Origin of the sequence: Pantoea rodasii (assembly GCF_002095465.1) — a bacterium.
Taxonomy (GTDB): Bacteria; Pseudomonadota; Gammaproteobacteria; order Enterobacterales; family Enterobacteriaceae; genus Pantoea; species Pantoea rodasii.
Map to the genome: position 1 here is coordinate 549,948 of NZ_MLFP01000086.1, position 21,365 is coordinate 571,312.

The 21,365-nt window shown below is 52.4% G+C and carries 20 protein-coding genes and 4 pseudogenes; 12 read left to right on the plus strand and 12 right to left on the minus strand.

What is annotated here, in order from left to right; translation table 11 throughout:
- Nucleotides 1–43: 43 nt before the first annotated feature.
- On the minus strand, nt 44–2,722 hold the full coding sequence (adhE, locus tag HA45_RS25970) for a bifunctional acetaldehyde-CoA/alcohol dehydrogenase (protein WP_100700657.1): 2,679 nt from the start codon (nt 2,720–2,722) through the stop codon (nt 44–46).
- Between the two features lie 445 nt (nt 2,723–3,167).
- On the opposite strand from adhE, the gene HA45_RS25975 reads away from it, so the two are divergent.
- The 7 genes and pseudogenes from HA45_RS25975 (at nt 3,168) to oppF (ending at nt 11,775) form a co-directional block, all read left to right on the plus strand.
- The gene (locus HA45_RS25975) at nt 3,168–3,815 is read left to right on the plus strand and encodes a YchE family NAAT transporter (RefSeq protein WP_100700656.1); all 648 of its coding nucleotides are present in this window, start codon (nt 3,168–3,170) and stop codon (nt 3,813–3,815) included.
- A gap of 594 nt (nt 3,816–4,409) precedes the next feature.
- Nucleotides 4,410–6,022: pseudogene (locus HA45_RS25980) on the plus strand (ABC transporter substrate-binding protein).
- A 159-nt stretch (nt 6,023–6,181) separates the two neighbouring features.
- Nucleotides 6,182–7,818, plus strand: a pseudogene (gene oppA, locus HA45_RS25985) (oligopeptide ABC transporter substrate-binding protein OppA).
- Nucleotides 7,819–7,899: 81 nt separating this feature from the next.
- Nucleotides 7,900–8,820, plus strand: a complete 921-nt coding sequence (oppB, locus tag HA45_RS25990; RefSeq protein WP_100700653.1) for an oligopeptide ABC transporter permease OppB — start codon at nt 7,900–7,902, stop codon at nt 8,818–8,820.
- A 15-nt stretch (nt 8,821–8,835) separates the two neighbouring features.
- A complete protein-coding gene (oppC, locus tag HA45_RS25995) occupies nt 8,836–9,744 on the plus strand; it encodes an oligopeptide ABC transporter permease OppC (protein WP_100700652.1) in 909 nt (302 codons plus the stop codon).
- Between the two features lie 11 nt (nt 9,745–9,755).
- Nucleotides 9,756–10,775 (plus strand): ABC transporter ATP-binding protein, encoded by a 1,020-nt coding sequence (locus HA45_RS26000; protein WP_100700651.1) that lies wholly within the window; start codon nt 9,756–9,758, stop codon nt 10,773–10,775.
- Nucleotides 10,772–11,775 (plus strand): annotated as a pseudogene (gene oppF, locus HA45_RS26005) (murein tripeptide/oligopeptide ABC transporter ATP binding protein OppF). The gene HA45_RS26000 and the pseudogene oppF overlap by 4 nt, the downstream one beginning before the upstream one ends.
- A gap of 53 nt (nt 11,776–11,828) precedes the next feature.
- Here oppF and HA45_RS26010 read toward each other — a convergent pair.
- Both HA45_RS26010 and cls read right to left on the minus strand, forming a co-directional pair.
- Complete coding sequence (locus HA45_RS26010) at nt 11,829–12,158, minus strand: HI1450 family dsDNA-mimic protein (protein WP_205960928.1); 330 nt, start codon at nt 12,156–12,158, stop codon at nt 11,829–11,831.
- 37 nt (nt 12,159–12,195) lie between these two features.
- Complete coding sequence (gene cls / locus HA45_RS26015; RefSeq protein WP_100700648.1) at nt 12,196–13,656, minus strand: cardiolipin synthase; 1,461 nt, start codon at nt 13,654–13,656, stop codon at nt 12,196–12,198.
- 162 nt (nt 13,657–13,818) lie between these two features.
- Here cls and HA45_RS26020 point away from each other — a divergent pair, with 162 nt between their 5' ends.
- Nucleotides 13,819–13,992, plus strand: coding sequence for a YciY family protein (locus HA45_RS26020; protein WP_128599117.1), 174 nt, complete (start codon nt 13,819–13,821; stop codon nt 13,990–13,992).
- Nucleotides 13,993–14,008: 16 nt separating this feature from the next.
- On the opposite strand, the gene HA45_RS27565 is transcribed toward HA45_RS26020, so the two are convergent.
- Nucleotides 14,009–14,179 (minus strand): hypothetical protein, encoded by a 171-nt coding sequence (locus tag HA45_RS27565; protein WP_167390557.1) that lies wholly within the window; start codon nt 14,177–14,179, stop codon nt 14,009–14,011.
- A 3-nt stretch (nt 14,180–14,182) separates the two neighbouring features.
- Nucleotides 14,183–14,479: a YciI family protein gene (locus HA45_RS26025; protein ID WP_100700647.1), complete on the minus strand. Its 297-nt coding sequence runs from the start codon at nt 14,477–14,479 to the stop codon at nt 14,183–14,185.
- 205 nt (nt 14,480–14,684) lie between these two features.
- Between HA45_RS26025 and tonB the strand changes: the two genes are divergently transcribed.
- Nucleotides 14,685–15,407 carry a TonB system transport protein TonB gene (gene tonB, locus HA45_RS26030; RefSeq protein WP_205960927.1) on the plus strand — a complete coding sequence of 241 codons (723 nt, stop codon included), beginning with the start codon at nt 14,685–14,687 and terminating at the stop codon, nt 15,405–15,407.
- Between the two features lie 43 nt (nt 15,408–15,450).
- Here tonB and yciA read toward each other — a convergent pair whose 3' ends face one another.
- The 4 genes and pseudogenes from yciA to HA45_RS29385 all read right to left on the minus strand — a co-directional run.
- Entirely contained in the window at nt 15,451–15,876 is a 426-nt protein-coding gene (gene yciA / locus HA45_RS26035) for an acyl-CoA thioester hydrolase YciA (protein WP_100700645.1), read from the minus strand.
- Between the two features lie 53 nt (nt 15,877–15,929).
- A complete protein-coding gene (locus tag HA45_RS26040) occupies nt 15,930–16,469 on the minus strand; it encodes a septation protein A (protein ID WP_100700644.1) in 540 nt (179 codons plus the stop codon).
- 59 nt (nt 16,470–16,528) lie between these two features.
- Complete coding sequence (locus HA45_RS26045; protein WP_100700643.1) at nt 16,529–17,263, minus strand: YciC family protein; 735 nt, start codon at nt 17,261–17,263, stop codon at nt 16,529–16,531.
- 27 nt (nt 17,264–17,290) lie between these two features.
- Nucleotides 17,291–17,392 (minus strand): annotated as a pseudogene (locus tag HA45_RS29385) (YkgJ family cysteine cluster protein); the annotation flags it as partial.
- Between HA45_RS29385 and HA45_RS28805 the strand changes: the two are divergent.
- Both HA45_RS28805 and ompW read left to right on the plus strand, forming a co-directional pair.
- Nucleotides 17,368–17,499: a hypothetical protein gene (locus HA45_RS28805; protein ID WP_276308751.1), complete on the plus strand. Its 132-nt coding sequence runs from the start codon at nt 17,368–17,370 to the stop codon at nt 17,497–17,499. The pseudogene HA45_RS29385 and the gene HA45_RS28805 overlap by 25 nt on opposite strands.
- A 101-nt stretch (nt 17,500–17,600) precedes the next feature.
- Nucleotides 17,601–18,233 (plus strand): outer membrane protein OmpW, encoded by a 633-nt coding sequence (ompW, locus tag HA45_RS26055; protein ID WP_097116991.1) that lies wholly within the window; start codon nt 17,601–17,603, stop codon nt 18,231–18,233.
- A 60-nt stretch (nt 18,234–18,293) separates the two neighbouring features.
- Here the strand turns inward: ompW and HA45_RS26060 are convergent, their stop codons facing one another.
- A complete protein-coding gene (locus HA45_RS26060) occupies nt 18,294–18,608 on the minus strand; it encodes a BON domain-containing protein (RefSeq protein WP_100700642.1) in 315 nt (104 codons plus the stop codon).
- 250 nt (nt 18,609–18,858) lie between these two features.
- On the opposite strand from HA45_RS26060, the gene HA45_RS26065 reads away from it, so the two are divergent.
- Entirely contained in the window at nt 18,859–19,296 is a 438-nt protein-coding gene (locus tag HA45_RS26065) for a hypothetical protein (protein WP_100700641.1), read from the plus strand.
- Nucleotides 19,297–19,341: 45 nt separating this feature from the next.
- Here the strand turns inward: HA45_RS26065 and trpA are convergent, their stop codons facing one another.
- Together trpA and trpB are read right to left on the minus strand one after the other, a co-directional pair.
- Nucleotides 19,342–20,145 (minus strand): tryptophan synthase subunit alpha, encoded by an 804-nt coding sequence (trpA, locus tag HA45_RS26070; RefSeq protein WP_100700640.1) that lies wholly within the window; start codon nt 20,143–20,145, stop codon nt 19,342–19,344.
- Nucleotides 20,145–21,338, minus strand: coding sequence for a tryptophan synthase subunit beta (gene trpB / locus HA45_RS26075; protein ID WP_100700639.1), 1,194 nt, complete (start codon nt 21,336–21,338; stop codon nt 20,145–20,147). The genes trpA and trpB overlap by 1 nt, the downstream gene beginning before the upstream one ends.
- Nucleotides 21,339–21,365: the final 27 nt, after the last annotated feature.

Genomic DNA, 21,365 nt, shown 5'->3' on the forward strand with positions numbered 1-21,365 from the left:
CCATAAAAAAACCCGCCGCAGCGGGTTTTTTACTTTAAGCCACTTAGGCTTTTTTGGTTTTTCTGTCGGTTTTTACTGTCTTCTCATCAACCACTTCTGCGACGCTGCCGTCGGATTCAGAAAACTCACGGCCGTAGAAGGTATCCAGCATGATTTGTTTCAGTTCAGCAATCAGCGGATAACGTGGGTTAGCACCGGTACACTGGTCATCAAACGCGTCGTCTGCCAGTTTATCGACCTTCGCCAGGAAATCAGCTTCCTGCACACCCGCTTCGCGAATCGACGTTGGAATACCTAATTGGGTTTTCATCTCTTCCAGCCATGCCAGCAGTTTTTCAATTTTCTGGGCAGTGCGGTCACCCTGGGCACTCAGTCCCAGATGGTCGGCAATTTCAGCGTAACGACGGCGCGCTTGTGGGCGGTCGTACTGGCTGAAAGCCGTCTGCTTAGTTGGATTGTCATTCGCGTTGTAGCGGATAACGTTGCAAATCAGCAGGGCATTGGCCAGACCGTGCGGAATGTGGAACTCAGAACCCAGTTTGTGTGCCATTGAGTGACAAACACCGAGGAAGGCGTTCGCAAAAGCGATACCGGCGATGGTCGCCGCATTATGCACACGTTCACGCGCCACTGGATTTTTCGCACCGTCACGATAGCTGGCGGGCAGATTCTCTTTAAGCAGCTTCAGCGCCTGCAAAGCCTGTCCATCGGAATACTCATTGGCCAGCACAGAGACGTAGGCTTCCAGTGAGTGGGTAACCGCATCCAGACCACCAAACGCACAGAGGGAGCGTGGCATATCCATCACCAGATTGGCATCGACAATCGCCATGTCAGGCGTAAGCGCATAATCCGCTAACGGATACTTCTGACCGGTGGCATCGTCAGTCACTACCGCAAACGGCGTAACTTCAGATCCGGTACCGGATGTGGTCGTGATGGCGATCATGCGAGCTTTAACACCCATTTTCGGGAACTTGTAGATGCGTTTACGGATATCCATAAAGCGCAACGCCAGCTCTTCGAAGTGAGTTTCAGGATGTTCGTACATCACCCACATGATTTTCGCAGCATCCATTGGAGAACCGCCACCCAGCGCGATAATTACATCAGGCTTGAAGCTATTCATCTGCTCGGCACCTTTACGCACAATGCTCAGCGTTGGGTCAGCCTCTACTTCAAAGAACACTTCCGTCTCGATGCCATGCGCTTTCAGCACGCGTGTTACCTGATCGGCGTAGCCATTGTTGAACAGGAAGCGGTCGGTCACGATGAAGGCACGTTTGGCGCCATCGGTAGCCACTTCTTCCAGGGCAATCGGCAGTGAGCCGCGACGGAAGTAGATAGACTTCGGAAGTTTATGCCACAACATATTTTCAGCTCGCTTGGCCACGGTTTTCTTGTTGATCAGGTGTTTAGGTCCGACGTTCTCAGAAATTGAGTTACCGCCCCAGGATCCACAACCCAGCGTCAACGATGGCGCAAGTTTGAAGTTATACAGGTCGCCAATACCGCCTTGCGAAGCAGGCGTGTTAATCAGAATACGGGCCGTCTTCATCTTGTCGCCGAAGAAGTGCACGCGTTCGTGTTGATTATCCTGATCGGTGTACAGGCAAGAGGTATGGCCGATACCGCCCATAGCAACCAGCTTCTCGGCTTTATCCACCGCATCGTAATAATCTTTTGCACGGTACATGGCCAGAGTCGGGGACAGTTTTTCGTGGGCAAACGGTTCAGATTCATCAACCAGCTTCACTTCACCGATGAGAATCTTGGTCGTCGCAGGCACGCTGATACCTGCCAGTTCGGCAATCTTAGACGCCGGCTGACCGACAATGGCCGCGTTCAGCGCACCATTTTTCAGGATGATGTCCTGAATGGCTTTCAGCTCTTTACCCTGCAGCAGATAACCACCGTGGCTGGCGAAGCGTTCGCGAACCGCATCGTAAACCGAATCCACCACGATGACAGACTGTTCAGAAGCACAAATCACGCCGTTATCAAAGGTTTTGGACATCAGGATAGAGGCGACGGCGCGTTTGATATCCGCGGTTTCATCAATCACCACTGGAGTATTACCTGCGCCGACACCAATCGCTGGCTTACCTGAGCTGTATGCGGCTTTCACCATGCCCGGACCGCCGGTAGCCAGAATCAGGTTGATATCAGGGTGGTGCATCAACTGGTTAGACAGCTCAACAGAAGGGACATCGATCCAACCGATGATGTCTTTCGGTGCACCGGCGGCAATGGCGGCCTGCAGCACGATATCCGCTGCTTTGTTGGTGGCTTCTTTCGCACGCGGGTGTGGGGAGAAGATAATGCCGTTACGTGTTTTCAGACTGATTAATGCTTTGAAGATGGCAGTAGAGGTTGGGTTAGTGGTCGGCACAATACCGCAAATCAGACCAATCGGCTCAGCGATAGTGATGGTGCCGAAAGTGTCATCGGTGTTGAGCACACCGCAGGTTTTCTCATCTTTATAGGCGTTGTAAATATATTCAGAAGCGAAGTGGTTTTTGATTACTTTATCTTCAACGATACCCATGCCAGATTCTGCTACAGCCATTTTGGCGAGTGGAATACGGGCATCAGCGGCTGCCAGCGCAGCAGCACGGAAGATGGTATCAACTTGTTCCTGACTAAAGTTGGCGAATTCACGCTGTGCCTTTTTAACACGCTCAACCAGTGCATTAAGTTCGGCAACATTTGTAACGGCCATAGTGCTCTCCTGAAGGAAGTTAAACTCTTTTAGTAAGCAAGCCTGAGTTCAAAAGTATAGCCGCGCTATGCTTATATGTTGTTCAGAGTGGCAAGGAGATTGCCGTTGCTTACTAAAAGGGTTTCCTGCTCAAGATGCTTGCTAATCAGTAACAAGTTTCGATGGGGTAAGATTACCCCTGATGGGGTAGGCAATTTTTGATGTGGATCAATTTGTGGCTAAGCTGACACCATTCAGCACCCACTTAAGCAACTAAAGTAAGCAATTTGGGCCAGTCAGCCTGTTCAGGTCTGTCACTGGATTTGCCCGTGACAGCAAACCAGAGGAATAAACTGGTGTTAAGTGCAAACAGCAGCATATATTTCGGTGTCACCCTCTGGTTTTCCGCACGGCTTTTGCACTACATTAGGCGCGATTTTCAAACACTATTTTCCTGGAGTCCACCGTGAACCCCGTGCTACTTGATCTTTCCGGCTACATTAAGTTTTTTGTCGGTTTATTTGCTCTGGTGAATCCCGTTGGGATCATCCCGGTATTCATTAGCATGACCAGCTACCAGGCGGTAGCCGAACGAAATAAAACCAATTTCACTGCCAACCTGGCGGTAGCGATCATTCTCTGGACTTCACTGTTCCTCGGTGATGCCATTCTTCACTTGTTCGGCATCTCGATTGATTCATTCCGCATTGCCGGGGGAATTCTGGTGGTGACCATCGCGATGTCGATGATCAGCGGTAAGTTAGGTGAGGACAAACAGAACAAGCAGGAAAAGTCAGAGACCGCCATCCGTGAAAGCATCGGCGTGGTTCCGCTCGCGTTACCGTTAATGGCCGGACCAGGAGCGATCAGCTCAACGATTGTCTGGAGCACTCGCTATCACAGCTGGCTAAACCTGATGGGTTTTACTGTCGCTATCGCTATTTTCGCTATCTGCTGCTGGTTACTGTTCCGCGCAGCACCTTTAATGGTGCGCGTTTTAGGGCAGACCGGGATTAACGTCATTACCCGTATCATGGGCTTGTTATTAATGGCGCTTGGCATTGAGTTTGTCGTGACCGGCATGAAGTCCATATTCCCGGGCTTGCTTAATTAACCTGGAAGTTTTTTCACTGAAAATAACTTTATGTGACCCATATTGTGCAATGAAAGATTTTATTGCACCAATAGGGTGATATTATTCAACTCGCTTAATACAGTTAAGCTATCATCACTTTTGCTACTATAGTTCTCACCTCAGCCAGTTTCTCCCCGTAGTTATGTGATAATTATCACAGTGCATTTAACTGCCCACTTACATATTTTCAGTTATTAGATAGATTCATTCTCAGCTGAAATAACATTTCATCTTGTCAGTGGCGTAATCACCAGCGTTTATGACAAATAAAGTCACCGCAGGGCTTTGCTGCTGAAAAAATCAACGTAATCTCCATCTATTAAATAGTAATCAATCGCTTAGTGGATAATTCTGGTCAAAAATTAACACTTCCGCTGCCGCGACCGACATGATAAAAGAGAATTGGCTAACATTTTTGCTGTTTAGCTTTGGCGTGCGGGCATCGGTTCTGATAATTTTCGGCACATCGCAAATTTTTTCTCTGATATCGACAAATGTGTACGCTTCTTGCTTAGTCGCTATCAGGTTTTTATTTAAGGTTGAAATGTGTTGATGAAAAGCAGGGTAGCGAAAATGGCCGGGCGATCGATGTTGGCGCTCTGTTTGACAGGTGTAGCGGTAAACAGCCAGGCTGCACAAATACCGGCGGGTACGCAAATATCAGCAACACAGCGCATCGTGATAAACAATGGCAGTGAAGTGTCATCTCTGGATCCGCAAAAACGGAAGGGGTGCCCGAGTCCAACGTTATTCGTAATCTGTTGGAAGGACTGGTTGAGACCGATAACAACGGCCAAATTGTCCCCGGCGTTGCGCTGAAATGGAGCAATCAACAGGGGCGTATCTGGACATTTACCCTGCGCGAAGACGCGCGCTGGAGCAACGGTGAACCCGTCACCGCGCAAGATTTTGTCTACAGCTGGCAGCGCTTGGCCGATCCTAAAACCGCTTCGCCCTATGCCAGTTATTTGCAGGCCGCTCATATCGCTGGCATTGACGCTATTCTGGCAGGCAAGGCATCGCCTGAATCACTGGGCGTCAAAGCGCTTGATGCACATCACCTCCAGGTGACCCTCACTGAACCTGTTCCCTATTTTATTGATATGCTGGCTCACACCGCGATGAAACCGGTGTATCGCGCGGCGATTGAAAAATCGGGCGAGCAGTGGACGCAACCGCAGAACTATGTGGGAAATGGTGCCTACACGCTGGCTGATTGGGTGGTGAATGAAAAAATTGTCCTGAAGCGTAACCCACAATATTGGGATAACGCGCACAGCGTGATCGAAGAGGGCATTTTTCTGCCAATTACCTCCGAGAACAGTGACATCAACCGCTATCGCAGCGGCGGCACGGACATGACTAACAGCGTGGTGCCACCCGATTTATTCAAGAAGTTGCAGCAGGATTTGGGTGAGCAAGTCAAAGTCAGCCCCGTGCTTTGCACCTTCTACTATGAGATGAATAACAAAAAAGCGCCGTTCGATGATGCCAGGGTAAGAACAGCGCTGAAGCTGACGCTAGATCGTGACATCATCGCCGACAAGATCATGGGACAAGGTCAGATCCCCGCCTATGTGCTGACTCCGCCATTCACTCACGGCATCTCGCCTGAAGCGCCTGCCTGGTCTAAGGAAACTCAGGCCGAGCGTAACGCCAGTGCCAAACAATTGCTTGCAGAAGCCGGTTTTAATGCTCAGCATCCGCTGCGCTTCACGCTGTTGTATAACACCTCTGAACAGAACAAGCGCCAGGCGATTGCTGCGGCCTCAATGTGGCAAAAGAACCTCGGTGCCGAGGTGACGCTGCAAAATCAAGAGTGGAAAACGTTGCTGGAGACGCGTCATCAGGCGCAATACGACGTGGTGCGCGCCACCTGGTGCTCGGACTATAACGAGCCGTCAACCTTCCTCAATATGCTGCTGAGCGGTTCTTCGATTAACACCGCGTTCTATCACAGTGAAGCGTTCGATAAATTGATGGCGCAAACCCTGACAGTGGCCGATAACACTCAGCGTGCAGCGTTGTATCAGCAGGCGGAAGCGCAGCTGGATAAGGACTCACCTATTGTGCCGGTTTACTATCGCGTCAGTGTGCGTCTGGTGAAGCCATGGGTTGGGGGTTTTACCGGTAAAGACCCGCAGGATATGCTGGCATTGAAATACTATTACATAAAGAAACATTGAGTAATGCGTTGATCCGGCGCTACAGTCGGACGGCGCATTAACGTGGTAAACCCTGAAGGGTGGTAGTGGTCTCTGTTCAGACAGGCGGAGATCTCCCGGAGACGGGGTACGCTGGGCGGTTAACTGACCCGGTGACGATAATAAAACTGGAGCGAAACAATGAACAACATCACGAAAAAAAGCCTGATTGCCGCTGGCGTTCTCGCGGCATTGGGCGCGCTGGCAGGGAATGCCGCGCTGGCAGCGGTGCCAGCAGGCGTTGAATTGGCAGCAAAGCAGGAGTTAATCCGTGGTAACGGCGATGAAGTGCAATCGCTGGATCCGCACAAGATTGAAGGTGTGCCGGAAGACAACATCGCACGCGACCTGTATGAAGGTCTGATCATTAGCGACAGCGATGGCAAGCCAGTTCCGGGCGTGGCGGAGAGCTGGGAAAACAAAGACTTTAAAGTCTGGACTTTCCATCTGCGTAAAAACGCTAAATGGTCAAATGGCGAGCCAGTCACCGCGCAAGATTTCGTGTATAGCTGGGAGCGTTTAGTTGATCCTAAAACCGCTTCTCCTTACGCCAGCTATCCGCAATACGGCCATATCCAGAATGTCGATGACATCATTGCCGGTAAAAACCGATCACCGATCTGGGTGTAAAAGCCATTGATGACCATACGCTGGAAGTCACCCTCAGCGAGCCGGTTCCTTACTTCTACAAGCTGCTGATCAACTCCGTGATGTCGCCGGTGTATAAGCCAGCGGTAGAGAAATTTGGCGATCAGTGGACGCAGCCGCAAAACTGGGTCGGCAACGGTGCGTTCAAACTGGACTCTCACGTTATCAACGAACGCGTTACCATTGTGCGCAACCCGGAATACTGGGACAACGCGCACACCGTGCTGAACAAAGTGACCTTCCTGCCAATCAACTCGGAAGTCAGTGACGTTAACCGTTACTTCTCTGAGAACGGCAGCGACATCACCTATAACAACATGCCGATCGAGCTGTTCAAAAAGCTGCAGCGTGATAACGGTAAAGAGTTGATGGTGAAGCCATATCTCTGCACCTATTACTACGAAATCAACAACCAGAAAGCGCCATTCAACGATCCTCGCGTGCGTACTGCGCTGAAGCTGGGTCTGGATCGCGACATTATGGTGAACAAGGTGCTGGCGCAGGGTCAGTTACCGGCCTACAGCTTCACCCCGCCGGCCACCGACGGTATGGAATTGCTGCCGCCAGACTGGTTCAAGTGGGATCAGACCAAGCGTAACGAAGAAGCGAAAAAACTGCTGGCTGAAGCGGGTTACACGGCGGATAAGCCACTGACCTTCAACCTGCTGTATAACACGTCTGATCTGCACAAGAAGCTGGCTATCGCGGCCTCTTCGATCTGGAAAAAGAACATTGGCGTAAACATCAAGCTGGAAAACCAGGAGTGGAAAACCTTCCTGGATACCCGTCATCAGGGCAACTTTGATGTTTCCCGTGCCGCCTGGTGTGCAGACTATAACGAGCCAACCTCGTTCCTGAACATCATGCTGTCCGACAGCAGCAGTAACACCTCGCACTACAAGAGCGCGGACTTCGATAAAGTGATCCACGACGCGGTGAAAGCGGTAGACGATAAAGCCCGTGTCGCGGATTACCAGAAAGCTGAGCAGATTCTGGATAAAGACAGCACCATCGTCCCGGTTTACTACTACGTCAACGCGCGTCTGGTTAAGCCGTACGTGGGTGGTTACACCGGTAACGATCCGCTGGATAAAACCCTCGATAAAAACCTGTATATCATTAAACATTAATAGCACTCAGGCTATCGACAGTGGCGGCGCTGCGGCGCCGCCTTTTTTACTTTGTGAAGCAACAGCCTGGTAGGTACGGCAATGTTAAAATTCATCCTGCGTCGGCTTCTGGAAGCGATCCCGACGCTCTTCATCCTGATCACCATCTCCTTCTTTATGATGCGACTGGCACCCGGCAGTCCATTTACCGGCGAGCGCACGCTCTCGCCCGAAGTGATGGCGAACATTGAAGCCAAATATCACCTGAACGATCCGATCGGCAAACAGTACGTCAGCTATTTAGTCCAGCTGGCGCACGGCGACTTTGGTCCATCGTTTAAGTACAAAGATTACTCCGTGAACTATCTGGTAGGCCACGCCTTCCCGGTATCGGCCAAACTCGGTCTGGCAGCCTTCTTCCTGGCGTTGATCCTCGGCGTGACGGCGGGCGTTATCGCTGCCTTAAAGCAAAACAGTGTGTGGGACTACGCGGTGATGGGGGTCGCCATGACGGGCATTGTGATACCCAGTTTTGTGGTGGCGCCGCTGCTGGTGCTGGTCTTTGCCATCACCTTACGCTGGCTGCCCGGCGGCGGCTGGAACGGTGGGCAGTGGAATTACATGCTGTTGCCGATGGTGGCGCTGTCTCTGGCGTATATCGCCAGCATCGCGCGTATCACCCGCGGTTCGATGATTGAAGTGATGCACTCCAACTTTATCCGCACCGCGCGCGCCAAAGGGTTGCCGCTGCGTCGTATCGTGCTGCGCCACGCACTGAAACCGGCCATGCTGCCCGTGCTGTCTTATCTGGGACCGGCGTTTGTCGGCATCATCACCGGTTCGATGGTCATCGAATCGATCTATGGTCTGCCGGGTATCGGCCAGCTGTTTGTTAACGGCGCCCTGAACCGTGACTATTCTCTGGTGATGAGTCTGACCATTTTGGTCGGCGTGCTGACTATTCTGTTTAACGCGATCGTTGATGTGCTGTATGCCGTGATCGATCCGAAAATCCGTTACTGATGGTGGAGTTCGCCCATGATGTTAAGTAAGAAAAACAGCGACGCTCTGGATACCTTCAGTGAAAAACTGGAAGTCGAAGGGCGCAGCCTGTGGCAGGATGCGCGTCGCCGCTTCATCCATAACCGCGCTGCGCTGATCAGTTTGCTGGTGTTGTTAGTCATTACCTTGTTTGTGATATTGGCGCCGGTACTTTCGCAGTTTAGATATGACGATACCGACTGGGGCATGATGTCAGCAGCGCCGGATACGGTGTCGGGCCACTGGTTTGGTACCGACTCATCCGGACGCGATTTGCTGGTCCGCGTGGCCATTGGGGGTCGTATCTCACTGATGGTCGGAATTGCATCCGCGCTGATTGCGGTGCTGGTGGGCACGCTGTATGGCTCATTAGCGGGCTATCTCGGGGGTAAAATCGACTCCGTCATGATGCGTATTCTGGAAATTCTCAACTCCTTCCCGTTCATGTTCTTCGTGATCCTGTTGGTGACCTTCTTTGGTCGTAACATTCTGCTGATCTTTGTCGCGATTGGCATGGTCTCATGGCTGGATATGGCGCGTATCGTGCGTGGCCAGACGCTGGGCCTGAAGCGCAAAGAGTTCATTGAAGCGGCACAGGTTGGCGGGGTTTCCACCTTCAATATCGTGTTGCGCCACATCGTGCCAAACGTGTTGGGTGTGGTGGTGGTGTATGCCTCATTGCTGGTGCCGAGCATGATTCTGTTTGAATCGTTCCTCAGTTTCCTGGGATTGGGTACGCAAGAACCCCTGAGCAGCTGGGGTGCGTTGCTGAGTGACGGCGCCAACTCGATGGAAGTTTCACCGTGGTTGCTGATGTTCCCGGCAGGTTTCCTCGTGATTACGCTGTTTTGTTTTAACTTTATCGGTGATGGCCTGCGTGATGCCCTCGACCCGAAAGATCGTTAAGGAGTTTCCCGATGACCATTCATGAATTTCAGCCAGCGATGGCTGCACGTGCGGGAAACACTAACCTGCTGCTGGACGTAAAAGACCTGCGCGTCACTTTTGGTACGCACGATGGTGATGTCACTGCGGTGAACGATCTTAACTTCTCGCTGCATGCCGGTGAAACGCTGGGTATTGTCGGCGAATCAGGATCGGGTAAGTCACAAACGGCGTTTGCGCTGATGGGGCTGCTGGCCAAAAATGGTCGCATCGGCGGTTCAGCAAAATTCAACGGCAATGAGATTCTCAATCTGCCGGAGAACAAACTGAACAAACTGCGTGCCGAACAGATTGCGATGATTTTTCAGGACCCGATGACCTCGCTTAATCCTTACATGCGTGTGGGTGAGCAGTTAATGGAGGTGCTGAAGCTGCACAAAGGCATGAACAGCGCACAGGCGTTTGAAGAGTCCGTGCGCATGCTGGATGCGGTAAAAATGCCGGAGGCGCGTAAGCGCATGAAAATGTTCCCGCATGAGTTTTCCGGTGGTATGCGTCAGCGCGTGATGATTGCCATGGCGCTGTTGTGCCGTCCGAAATTGTTGATTGCCGATGAACCTACTACCGCGCTGGATGTGACGGTTCAGGCGCAAATCATGACGCTGTTGAACGAGCTGAAACGCGAATTCAACACCGCGATCATCATGATCACTCACGATCTCGGCGTGGTCGCCGGAATCTGTGACAAGGTGCTGGTGATGTACGCCGGCCGTACCATGGAATATGGACGCGCACGCGATGTGTTTTATCAGCCCGCGCATCCGTATTCTATTGGCCTGCTGAGTGCGGTGCCGCGTCTGGATGCCGAAGAGGGTGAGTCGCTGACCACCATTCCCGGCAATCCGCCTAACCTGTTGCGCTTGCCACAGGGGTGTCCATTCCAGCCGCGCTGTGCCTATGCGATGGATGTGTGCGCTAAGTCACCGCCATTGGAACCTTTCGCGGAAGGTCGTCTGCGTGCCTGCTTCAAGCCGGTGGAGGAATTAGTATGAGCACCGTGATTGAAGAGAAAAAAGTTCTGCTGGAAATCGCCGATCTTAAGGTGCATTTCGAGATCAAGGATGGCAAGCAGTGGTTCTGGCAGCCGCCCAAAACCCTGAAAGCGGTTGATGGTGTCAGCTTGCGTCTGTATGAAGGCGAAACGCTGGGTGTGGTGGGTGAGTCTGGTTGCGGTAAGTCGACGCTGGCCCGCGCCATTATTGGCCTGGTAAAAGCCACTGAAGGTCGCGTTGCCTGGCTGGGACGCGATTTACTTGGCCAAAGCCAGCAGGAGTGGCGTCAGGCGCGCAGCGATATCCAGATGATTTTCCAGGACCCGCTGGCCTCGCTGAACCCGCGTATGACCATTGGCGATATCATTGCCGAGCCGCTGCGCACCTACTATCCGAAGATGCCGAAGCTCGAAGTGAAGGATAAGGTGAAAAACATGATGATGAAGGTTGGGCTGTTGCCAAACCTCATCAACCGTTATCCGCACGAGTTTTCCGGTGGTCAGTGTCAGCGTATCGGCATTGCACGTGCGTTGATCCTCGAACCCAAGCTGATTATCTGCGATGAGCCAGTTTCGGCGCTGGATGTGTCGATTCAGGCACAGGTGGTGAATCTGCTGCAGCAGCTGCAACGTGAAATGGGATTATCACTGATCTTTATTGCGCACGACCTGGCGGTGGTAAAACACATCTCAGATCGCGTGCTGGTGATGTATCTCGGGCATGCCGTGGAATTGGGCACCTATGATTCGGTGTACAACAATCCACAGCATCCGTACACCCGTGCATTAATGTCAGCTGTGCCGATCCCGGATCCGGATCTGGAAAAAACAAACAGATTCAGCTGCTGGAAGGGGAATTACCTTCGCCGATCAATCCGCCATCGGGCTGCGTATTCCGTACGCGTTGTCCGATTGCCGGGCCTGAATGTGCGAAAACGCGGCCGCTGCTGGAGGGCAGTTTCCGCCACGCGGTATCCTGTCTGAAGGTTGACCCGTTATAAAGTTGAAAAGAAAACGCCGGGCAAATGCCCGGCGTTGTTTTATTCGTTAGCGCTTATTCACGCCACAGGATGTGGCACAGCTTATGGTCTTTCTCGCGGCATAGCAGCACGCGGGCAAACACATCGTTAATCGGCTCGCCATCCGCTTCACCCAAACCGATCACCACTTCCGCGAAGAAGTCCGGGTTGAGATCAAAATCGACGTGTTCCTGCCAGTCTTCCGACGGGTCAAATAACTCGGCGCCGCCGCGCTCTTCAAACTGCAGATTGAACAGAATGATGTCAGCCGGATCGAGGTTATCACCAGCCAGCTCAAGAAAAATGTCGTAAGCCTGTTCCAGCGTTTCATCTTCAGTAAGGCGATTATTTAAATCCATGGTCATTCCTGCTAGCTCTGAGGCGGTAATCTTGTCGCTCGTTTTACAGTAAAGGACTAAAGAAGTAAAACAGTCGTTCAACGATGCGCTGCCACCACGCACGTTTAGCCCAGCGCGCGCCATCCAGTAAGCGCGACCGCGCGATGTAGTCATCCTGAACCGTGGCCAAATCGCTACCGAATCCATCATCGTCGACCACCAGCGTGATCTCAAAATTGAGCCACAGGCTGCGCATGTCCAGATTGACGGTGCCGACCAAACTGAGCTGCCCGTCCACCAATACACTTTTGGTATGCAGCAGGCCGTCTTCAAATTGGTAAATCTTCACACCGGCTTCAAGCAGCTCGGTGAAGAATGCACGACTGGCCCAGCCCACCAGCAGCGAATCATTATGGCGCGGCACCACAATGCTGACTTCCACACCACGTTGCGCAGCGGTGCAGATCGCGTGCAGCAGATCGTCGCTGGGGACGAAATAGGGCGTGGTCATGATCAGTTGTTCGCGTGCGGAATAGACTGCAGTCAACAGCGCCTGGTGGATCATATCTTCCGGGAAACCGGGTCCGGAGGCGATCACCTGAATAATATGCCCACTTTCCTGCTCAAACGGCATGATGTTGGCATCAGGCGCGGGTGGCAGAATGCGTTTACCGGTTTCAATCTCCCAGTCGCAGGCGTAAACGATGCCCATGGTGGTCGCAACCGGACCTTCCATACGTGCCATAAGGTCGATCCATTGGCCCACACCCGCATCTTGCTTAAAGTAGCGTGGATCGACCAGATTCATGCTGCCGGTGTAGGCAATGTAATTATCGATCAACACCACTTTTCGATGCTGTCGCAAATCCATGCGGCGCAGGAACACACGCAGCAGGCTGACCTTTAACGCCTCGACCACATCGATGCCCGCATTGCGCATCATATTGGCCCAGGGGCTGCGGAAAAACGCCACGCTGCCCGCTGAGTCCAGCATCAGTCGGCAGTGCACACCGCGGCGTGAAGCCGCCATCAGTGACTCTGCGACTTCATCTGCCAGGCCACCGGGGTGCCAGATGTAAAACACCATCTCGATATTATGGCGAGCCAGTTGGATGTCGCGGATAAGCGCGTGCATCACGTCGTCAGAATTAGTGAGCAGCTGTAACTGATTGCCTTTGACACCCGCAATGCCCTGCCGATGGTGACAAAGTTCAAATAATGAACGTGCGACGTCACTGTGCTCGGTGGCGAAGATATGACGGCACTGCTTAAGGTCGTTGAGCCACTTGGCGGTGGAAGGCCACATGGTGCGGGCGCGCTCAGCCCGGCGTTTACCCAGATGGAGTTCACCAAATGACAGATACGCGATAATACCCACCAGCGGCAGAATATAGATGATCAGCAACCAGGCCATGGCGGAGGTCACCGCGCGGCGCTTCATCAGAATACGCAGCGTGACACCCGCAATCAGCAACCAGTAGCCGAACAGCAGCAACCAACTGATTAGGGTATAAAATGTGGTCATTAAGTGGACATCCCGTTCGCGCTTTGATGAGCAAAGTTTACGTGCTGAACTGCACTAGTGAAACCTTTAATCGTGAATGACAGTTCAATGAAGCTTTCGATTTGGCATTTTCAATCAGATCTTTATAATGCCTGGCGAGTTTAGCCTGTCTGAGAGGATGAGATGAGACGCAGTAGAAATGAAGTGGCACGTTGGAGAATGTTACGTCAGGTACACCGTCGTCGTTCACGCTGGTTGGAAGGGCAGTCACGTCGCTATAAACGTATCCATACCATTCGTCATCAGGTGGCGCAGCAGCATCGCCGTTCCATCTTATTCATCACACAGATTGTGTAAATGGCTTACGCGGCCGTCAAGCGCCGCGTAACACCAGAGAGACATTGACGATTTGTAATGCCGCCGCGAGCACGACCAACATCACAATGTGCTGCCGGGCCTGGCGCCAGCCTTGCTGACGCCAAATCCATAAAGCTCTGCCAATGAGCGCAAACACCGCCACCAGCAGTACTACAGACTGCCACATCGATTAAAAAACGCGTTTGAACGGTTTGACCGCCACTTTCTCATACACGCCAGCGGCAATGTATGGATCGTCATTGGCCCAGGATTGCGCGGTTTCCAAAGAAGAAAACTCAGCGATGATCACTGATCCGGAGAAACCTGCTGGACCCGGATCGTTACTGTCGACGGCAGGCAGTGGGCCAGCAGCGATCAGTCGACCTTCATCCTGCAGTAACTGCAAGCGCGCGAGATGCGCAGGGCGTACGGAGTTGCGTTTTTCCAGTGAATCTGCGGTATCTTCCGCATAAATGACGTAAAGCACGATGGGGTACCCCCGTTAGACTTGCCGAAATTGCGAGACACGTTAAGTGATCGTTAATCAGAGTGCAATTGAAAGATAAATACACCGTCATTTAGCGCAATTGACGCTAAAAAACGCCTTTCTGCGAGCGGCTTACACATCGCTTATTGAAACTGATTGCTATTTGCATTTAAAATCTGCGCTTCACTCAATGAATATGACTGATATGACGACGTTGACTACGCCTCTTCCTACACGTACCCCCGTAGCTATGATCCTGTCCGTGGTGCTCCACGGTTCGGTTATTGCGGGCATTCTCTATGCATCGTTTCATCAGACCATTGAGGTTCCGAAAGCATCCCAACCGATCAGCGTGACCATGGTGGCGCCAGAAGTGCAGCCTGAACCTGCTCCAGCGGTTGTGACGCCGCCTCCGCCGGAACCGGAGCCAGAGCCTGAAGTGGCGCCTGAGCCGCCTAAAGTGGAACCGGTGCCGATTCCTAAGCCAGAGCCGAAGCCAAAACCGAAGCCTAAGCCAAAGGTCGAGAAGAAGGTTGAACCGAAGCCGCGGAAAGAAGTGAAGCCGCAGGAAAATCCCGTTAAGCAGGATTTACCTACCACGCAGACGCGCCCGACCACCGCCCCTAAGGCGAATCCGGCGCCAACACAAACGGTTTCTGATGGTCCAAAAGCGGTCAATGTCAGCAAGCCGGGTTACCCGCAACGTGCGCTGGCACTGCGTGTAGAAGGCAATGTCCGCGTCAAATTCGATGTGGACAGCGACGGTCGCGTAGACAATGTGGAAATTATTTCTGCCTCACCGCGCAATATGTTTGAACGTGATGTGAAAACGGCGATGAAAAAATGGCGCTATCAGCCGGGCCGTCCGGGTAACGGGCTGACCATGAATATCGTGTTCCGCATCAATGGCGGCGCCAACATTGAGTAAAAAGTGGATGCGGTAAAAGAAAAGCGGTCATTGACCGCTTTTTTTATCGCTGTTCATCGGCAAGATTGGCTCTGCCAGCGGGTAGCGGACGAGATTTTCCGGTGTTATCCACGGCGACATAGACAAACACCGCTTCAGTGGCGCAATACGTCTGACCAATCGGTTCAGACGACACTTTTTTGATCCACACTTCGACGTTAATGGTCATTGAACTGTTACCGGTGCGCATGCAGCGTGCATAGCAGCTCACCACATCGCCGACTGCAACCGGCTTCATAAACGACATACCATCGACGCGAACGGTCACCACACGGCCTTCTGCAATCTCTTTGGCCATGATCGCACCGCCCATGTCCATCTGCGACATCAACCAACCACCAAAGATATCACCATTGGCATTGGTATCCGCCGGCATCGCCAGGGTGCGCGATACCATCTCGCCTTGCGGCAATTTATGTTTTTCGTCCATTGCTCAGTTCTTCTGCAGGTGAAGAGAAGCCCGACACTGTCGGGCGGAGTGGCTTATTTTTGTTCTTGTTGCGGCATCTGTCGCCAGATATACACGCCGCTTAACAGAGTAAACAGTAGGGTCAGGCCGGTCAGACCGAACACTTTAAAGTTAACCCAAAATTCTTGTGATAACCAAAATGCAACGTAGATATTTACCAGGCCGCAGATGAAGAAGAACAGTGCCCAGGCAATATTCAAGCGACGCCACACAACACCTGGCAACTGCAACTCTTTGCCGAGCATCCGTTGAATCAGCGGCTGTTCCATAAAGAACTGGCTGTAAAGCAAGGCCAGGGCGAACAGCGAGTAGATTACGGTGACTTTCCATTTGATGAACTCATCGTTATGGAACACCAGCGTTAACGTACCGAATACCGTCACCAGTGCGAAGGTGAAAATGGTCATCTTTTCCAGCTTGCGGTACAGCACCCAGCTCACCACCAGCGCCAGGCCGGTCGCAACAATCAAGGCACCTGAAGCGACAAAGATGTCGTACAGCTTGTAGAAGATGAAGAAAACTACCAGGGGAAGAAAATCGAGTAACTGCTTCATAGCGTTTCCAGTTAGGGCAGGAGCGTTCAATAATGGCGCTCCGCAGAGCGCCACTGCTGTTAACGTAACAGCATATACAGTCGGTACAAATAGATAATCAGAATGGCTGAGACCAGGTTACCCAAGGCATTCATCACCACCGACGCAATATTGACCGGTAAAACGGTAAGCGATGAAATCAGGAACATCAGCACAATTTTGGCCAGCAGCCACAGCACGATGGCAGGCGCAATCAGTTTCATGTTCTTCCATGCCAGCTTCATGCTGGCACGCATGGCCCCAATCACCCCCATTTTCTCGCTAACCAGCATCACCGGTGCCAGTGACAGCAAAATCGCCAGAATCACGCCAGGGACCATCAGCACCATAAAGCCGATTTGCACCAGCAGAGTAATCAGGAAGGTCTGCAGCAGCAGTTTCGGCAGCAGTGGCGCGGAGGCACCAATTGCTCGCAGGGCACTCACGCGTTGGCCGTTTGAGACCAGCGGAATCAGGCACAGCATACCGCCCAGCAGCAACGTATTCCCGATCAGCGCAGCAAAGGTGCCGGCTGCGGAAGCGCGCAGCAGGATGCGTTGCTGATCCGGTGACATATTCTGTACCAATTCAAACAGTGATGTTGCGCTGTCGTCAGCCTGACTCAGCAGGGATAACTGATCTTCGCCAGGGGTTAATGCATGACCGACAATCACCGTAATGAACGACGTCAGCAACGCCATCAGCAAAATAGTAACCAGCTGATGACGCAGAAAATTTCCTGTGTCACGGTATAACGAGCTTGCCGTGATAGACATGTACTCTCCTTGATGGAACCGGGTTAATTAACCCGGCGATTGTACATGTTCTGCGGGCAGGCTGGCACCCGCAATACCATAACTTTCTGTCATCTCTGGTAAAGATGAGTGAAATTGAGCGCCGCACCCGCTCCATAAAACAGCAAATCCTCCAAACCCGCGTTAAACCCGCAATGACGGTTTTTTTCACGCCGCGCAAAGCCAAAATTGATCTGAATCAATTCATTGTTTTTTAAGTGATTAATTTGGATTGATGCAGATGATCTTTTATCAAAAAAGGGTTAGATCTTGTGCCGCGATCCCCATTAAGACCCTACTTTTCAGCAAAGGAGTGATTATGAAACTGGCAAAATGCGCGCTGCTGATGGCACTGGCAATCCCTCAACTGGCATTGGCACATCAAGCGGGTGATTTCTTTATGCGCGCCGGTAGCGCGACTGTCCGTCCAACCGAAGGCTCTGATAATGTGCTGGGTATGGGCGGCTTTAACGTCAGCAATGATACCCAGCTCGGCTTAACTTTTACCTACATGGCCACGGACAATATTGGTGTTGAACTGTTGGCAGCAACGCCGTTCCGCCATAAAGTCGGCCTTGGCGCCACCGGTAATCTGGCCACCGTGCGCCAGTTGCCGCCCACGCTGATGGCACAATATTATTTCTTCGATAGCAGAAGCCCGGTGCGCCCGTATGTTGGCGTGGGTATCAACTACACCACTTTCTACGATGCCAAATTCAATCAAACGGGTCAGGATGCGGGCTTGAGTGATTTAAGCGTAAAAGATTCGTGGGGCGTGGCAGGTCAGGTGGGTATGGATTATCAAATCAACCGCGATTGGATGCTCAACGCATCATTGTGGTACATGGATATCGATACTGAAGTGAAATTCAAAGCCAACGGGGAACAGCAGAACATCAACACGCGCATCGATCCGTGGGTGTTCTTCTTTGGTGTGGGTTATCGTTTCTAAAGCAACTTCAGAAACGAAACGGGCGGCCAAAGGGCCGCCCGTGACATGATCTCGACGCTATTACTTAATCTGCATATTGTTAACCACAGATTTAACCCCTTCCACGCTGCGGGTCACCGTCACTGCACGGTTTGCCATCTGCGGTGAACTGACAAAGCCGCTTAACTGCACTTTACCCTTAAAGGTTTCAACGTTGATCTCGGTCGATTTCAGCGTGTCATCATGCAACAACTGCGCTTTAACCTTGGTAGTGATCACCGTGTCATCCAGATAGCCCCCGGTACCTTCCTGTGTTGCTGTGGGTGCACAGGCGCTAAGTGTGATCGCCATGACCGCAGCCATCAATAATCCTGCAACGACTTTGAAAAAATTCATTGGTTATCTCCCTGTCTTAGATGGTGTTTCACCGTAACGAGACGGTGCGATTAATTGTGGTATGCAGTTCTCAAATCGGCAAATCGCGCAGAGCGAAAAAGTTGGAAATACGCCACTTTTGCCACTTATTGATCCAATTACCGGCGTTAGGCAAACGGTAGGCTGAAAGTGCAGGGCAAAAGTGATGATAAACAACAAGACAAAGAGCCGCCGCGTAGCACTCCACGCATCTGGCAGGGAAATAACAACAATGAAAAAACGTGCCATTCTGACGATAGCGACTATTGGCTATCTGTCCTATCTCCAGCTGTTTGCTTCACAGAATTTGCCGATGCCGAGCGCGCAGGCAGAACCCTTGATCAACCCGCATCTTGGGACGTTATGTAAGGCCGCGGCTGCCATCAGCTTTGGACGCAACTTCAAGATAATGCAGCTGGACAAAGTGGATGAGCAGGGCGTGGCGTGGGTACATTACCTGCGGCCATCCGACCATTCACGGTGGGCCGTGCGCTGCCGACTGCAGGGAGACCGGGTGATCTGGATGTCAGATAATCCGGATAGCAGTGGGCGCTGGCGCGATGGCCCCGAAGACGAGAAGCTCACCTGGCAAATCAGAAACGACAAGCTGACGATGAAGCTGACCTATCCGGATGGTTCAGGCGATGAGCAAACTTTCAGGCTGGAATAACCAAGTGAAGACCTTATCCGCTCGTGCGAATAAGGTCTTGAGGACTTAACGTGTACCGGCTTTCAGGTCACTGACAAAGGCTTTCAGTTCCGCTAACAATGTGGCGGGATCGTTCTGATTACGTTCAATGATTTTCACAATTGCTGAGCCGGAAATGGCACCCGCCGCGCCCGCCGCAATCGCTTCTCTCACCTGGCTGGCTTCCGAAATACCAAAGCCCTGCAACGGTGGCGCAGCGTGGTATTCGCGCAGTTTATCAATCAAATGATTCAACGGCTGGCTGGCGCGATTCTCAGCACCGGTGACACCTGCGCGAGACAGCAGATAAGTATAACCGCGACCGTGTGAGGCGATCTCACGCAGCAAATCATCATCTGCATTCGGCGGGCAGATGAAGATCGGCGCCACGTTATGACGCATCGCAGCCTGACGGAACGGCGCAGATTCCTCGATCGGCACATCCGCTACCAGCACCGAATCGACGCCGACGGCTTCGCACTGCGCGTAAAAGTTCTCGATGCCTTTGCTGAACACCAGGTTGGCGTACATCAACAATCCAATCGGCAGTTCAGGGTATTTCTGGCGCACGGCGGCAAGGATTTCGAAACACTGCGCGACCGTGGTGCCTGCCGCGAAAGCTCGCAGAGTGGCGCCCTGAATCGTTGGGCCGTCTGCCAGCGGATCGGAGAACGGAATGCCAAGCTCTAACGCATCCGCTCCACCTTCCACCAGCGTGTCGATGATCTTCAGCGACAGTTCAGGGGTCGGATCGCCAAGGGTCACGAAAGGCACAAAGGCGCCTTCTTTCTTCGCCGACAGACGTTGAAACAGCTGATTATAACGTTCCATCAGATCTCTCCCTTAGCTTTCAAAATATCGTGAACGGTGAAGATGTCTTTGTCGCCGCGACCGGAAAGGTTAACTACCAGCAACTGCTCTTTCTCTGGGTTTTCGCGGATCATTTTCAGCGCATGCGCCAGGGCATGAGAGGATTCCAGGGCCGGAATAATGCCTTCTGCACGGCAAAGCTCTTTAAAGGCTGACAGCGCTTCATCATCAGTAATCGACACATATTCTGCGCGACCAATGCTATTGAGATGGGCATGCTGCGGGCCTACGGATGGGAAGTCGAGTCCCGCCGAAATTGAGTAGGACTCCTCAATCTGGCCTTCTTCGGTCTGCATCATCGGCGCTTTCATACCAAAATAGATACCCACGCGGCCATGCTTAAGGGGCGCACCGTGTTCACCGGTTTCAATGCCGTGACCGGCAGGTTCAACGCCGATCAGACCGACGCTGGTGTCATCAATAAAATCAGCGAACATGCCAATGGCATTCGAACCGCCACCGACACAGGCCAGGATGGCATCAGGCAAACGGCCTTCACGCTCGAGAATCTGCGCTTTGGTTTCTTCACCGATCATACGCTGGAATTCACGTACGATGGTCGGGAACGGATGCGGACCCGCCGCCGTGCCAAGCATATAGTGCGCGGTTTCGTAGCTGCCAGACCAGTCACGCAGCGCCTCGTTACAGGCATCTTTCAGCGTGGCCGAGCCGCTGTGCACCGGAATCACTTCGGCGCCCATCAAACGCATACGGAACACGTTGGGTGACTGGCGCTCAACATCTTTCGCGCCCATGTAAATACGACATTTCATGCCGAGCAGTGCGCAAGCCAGTGCTGAAGCCACACCGTGCTGTCCGGCACCGGTTTCGGCGATGATTTCATTTTTACCCATACGTTTGGCCAGCAGCGCTTGTCCCAGCACCTGGTTAGTTTTGTGCGCACCGCCGTGCAGTAAATCTTCGCGCTTCAGGTACAAACGGGTTTTAGTGCCTTTGGTCAGATTGGTGCACAGCGTCAACGCGGTAGGGCGGCCGGCATAGTTTTTCAGCAGATCGGTGAATTCAGCCTGAAATTCAGGATCGCGCTGCGCTTCCACAAAGGCGCTTTCCAACTGGCGCAGAGCGGGCATCAAGATCTGCGGAACATATTGACCGCCAAACTCGCCAAAGTAGGGATTCAATAACGTAGTCATCTTTCATCTTCCTTATGCGGCCCGCGC

Bases quoted from the DNA above. Each gene is read 5' to 3' on its own strand.
- HA45_RS26045 (WP_100700643.1), bottom strand. From the start codon at position 17,263: ATGTCTATCACGGCAAGCTCGTTATACCGTGACACAGGAAATTTTCTG.
- HA45_RS26065 (WP_100700641.1), top strand. From the start codon at position 18,859: ATGAAAAAACGTGCCATTCTGACGATAGCGACTATTGGCTATCTGTCC.
- oppC (WP_100700652.1), top strand. From the start codon at position 8,836: ATGATGTTAAGTAAGAAAAACAGCGACGCTCTGGATACCTTCAGTGAA.
- HA45_RS26010 (WP_205960928.1), bottom strand. From the start codon at position 12,158: ATGACCATGGATTTAAATAATCGCCTTACTGAAGATGAAACGCTGGAA.
- adhE (WP_100700657.1), bottom strand. From the start codon at position 2,722: ATGGCCGTTACAAATGTTGCCGAACTTAATGCACTGGTTGAGCGTGTT.
- cls (WP_100700648.1), bottom strand. From the start codon at position 13,656: ATGACCACATTTTATACCCTAATCAGTTGGTTGCTGCTGTTCGGCTAC.
- HA45_RS27565 (WP_167390557.1), bottom strand. From the start codon at position 14,179: ATGTGGCAGTCTGTAGTACTGCTGGTGGCGGTGTTTGCGCTCATTGGC.
- HA45_RS26040 (WP_100700644.1), bottom strand. From the start codon at position 16,469: ATGAAGCAGTTACTCGATTTTCTTCCCCTGGTAGTTTTCTTCATCTTC.
- HA45_RS26060 (WP_100700642.1), bottom strand. From the start codon at position 18,608: ATGAATTTTTTCAAAGTCGTTGCAGGATTATTGATGGCTGCGGTCATG.
- oppB (WP_100700653.1), top strand. From the start codon at position 7,900: ATGTTAAAATTCATCCTGCGTCGGCTTCTGGAAGCGATCCCGACGCTC.
- HA45_RS28805 (WP_276308751.1), top strand. From the start codon at position 17,368: ATGAGTGAAATTGAGCGCCGCACCCGCTCCATAAAACAGCAAATCCTC.
- ompW (WP_097116991.1), top strand. From the start codon at position 17,601: ATGAAACTGGCAAAATGCGCGCTGCTGATGGCACTGGCAATCCCTCAA.
- HA45_RS26000 (WP_100700651.1), top strand. From the start codon at position 9,756: ATGACCATTCATGAATTTCAGCCAGCGATGGCTGCACGTGCGGGAAAC.
- HA45_RS26020 (WP_128599117.1), top strand. From the start codon at position 13,819: ATGAGACGCAGTAGAAATGAAGTGGCACGTTGGAGAATGTTACGTCAG.
- trpB (WP_100700639.1), bottom strand. From the start codon at position 21,338: ATGACTACGTTATTGAATCCCTACTTTGGCGAGTTTGGCGGTCAATAT.
- yciA (WP_100700645.1), bottom strand. From the start codon at position 15,876: ATGGACGAAAAACATAAATTGCCGCAAGGCGAGATGGTATCGCGCACC.
- trpA (WP_100700640.1), bottom strand. From the start codon at position 20,145: ATGGAACGTTATAATCAGCTGTTTCAACGTCTGTCGGCGAAGAAAGAA.
- tonB (WP_205960927.1), top strand. From the start codon at position 14,685: ATGACGACGTTGACTACGCCTCTTCCTACACGTACCCCCGTAGCTATG.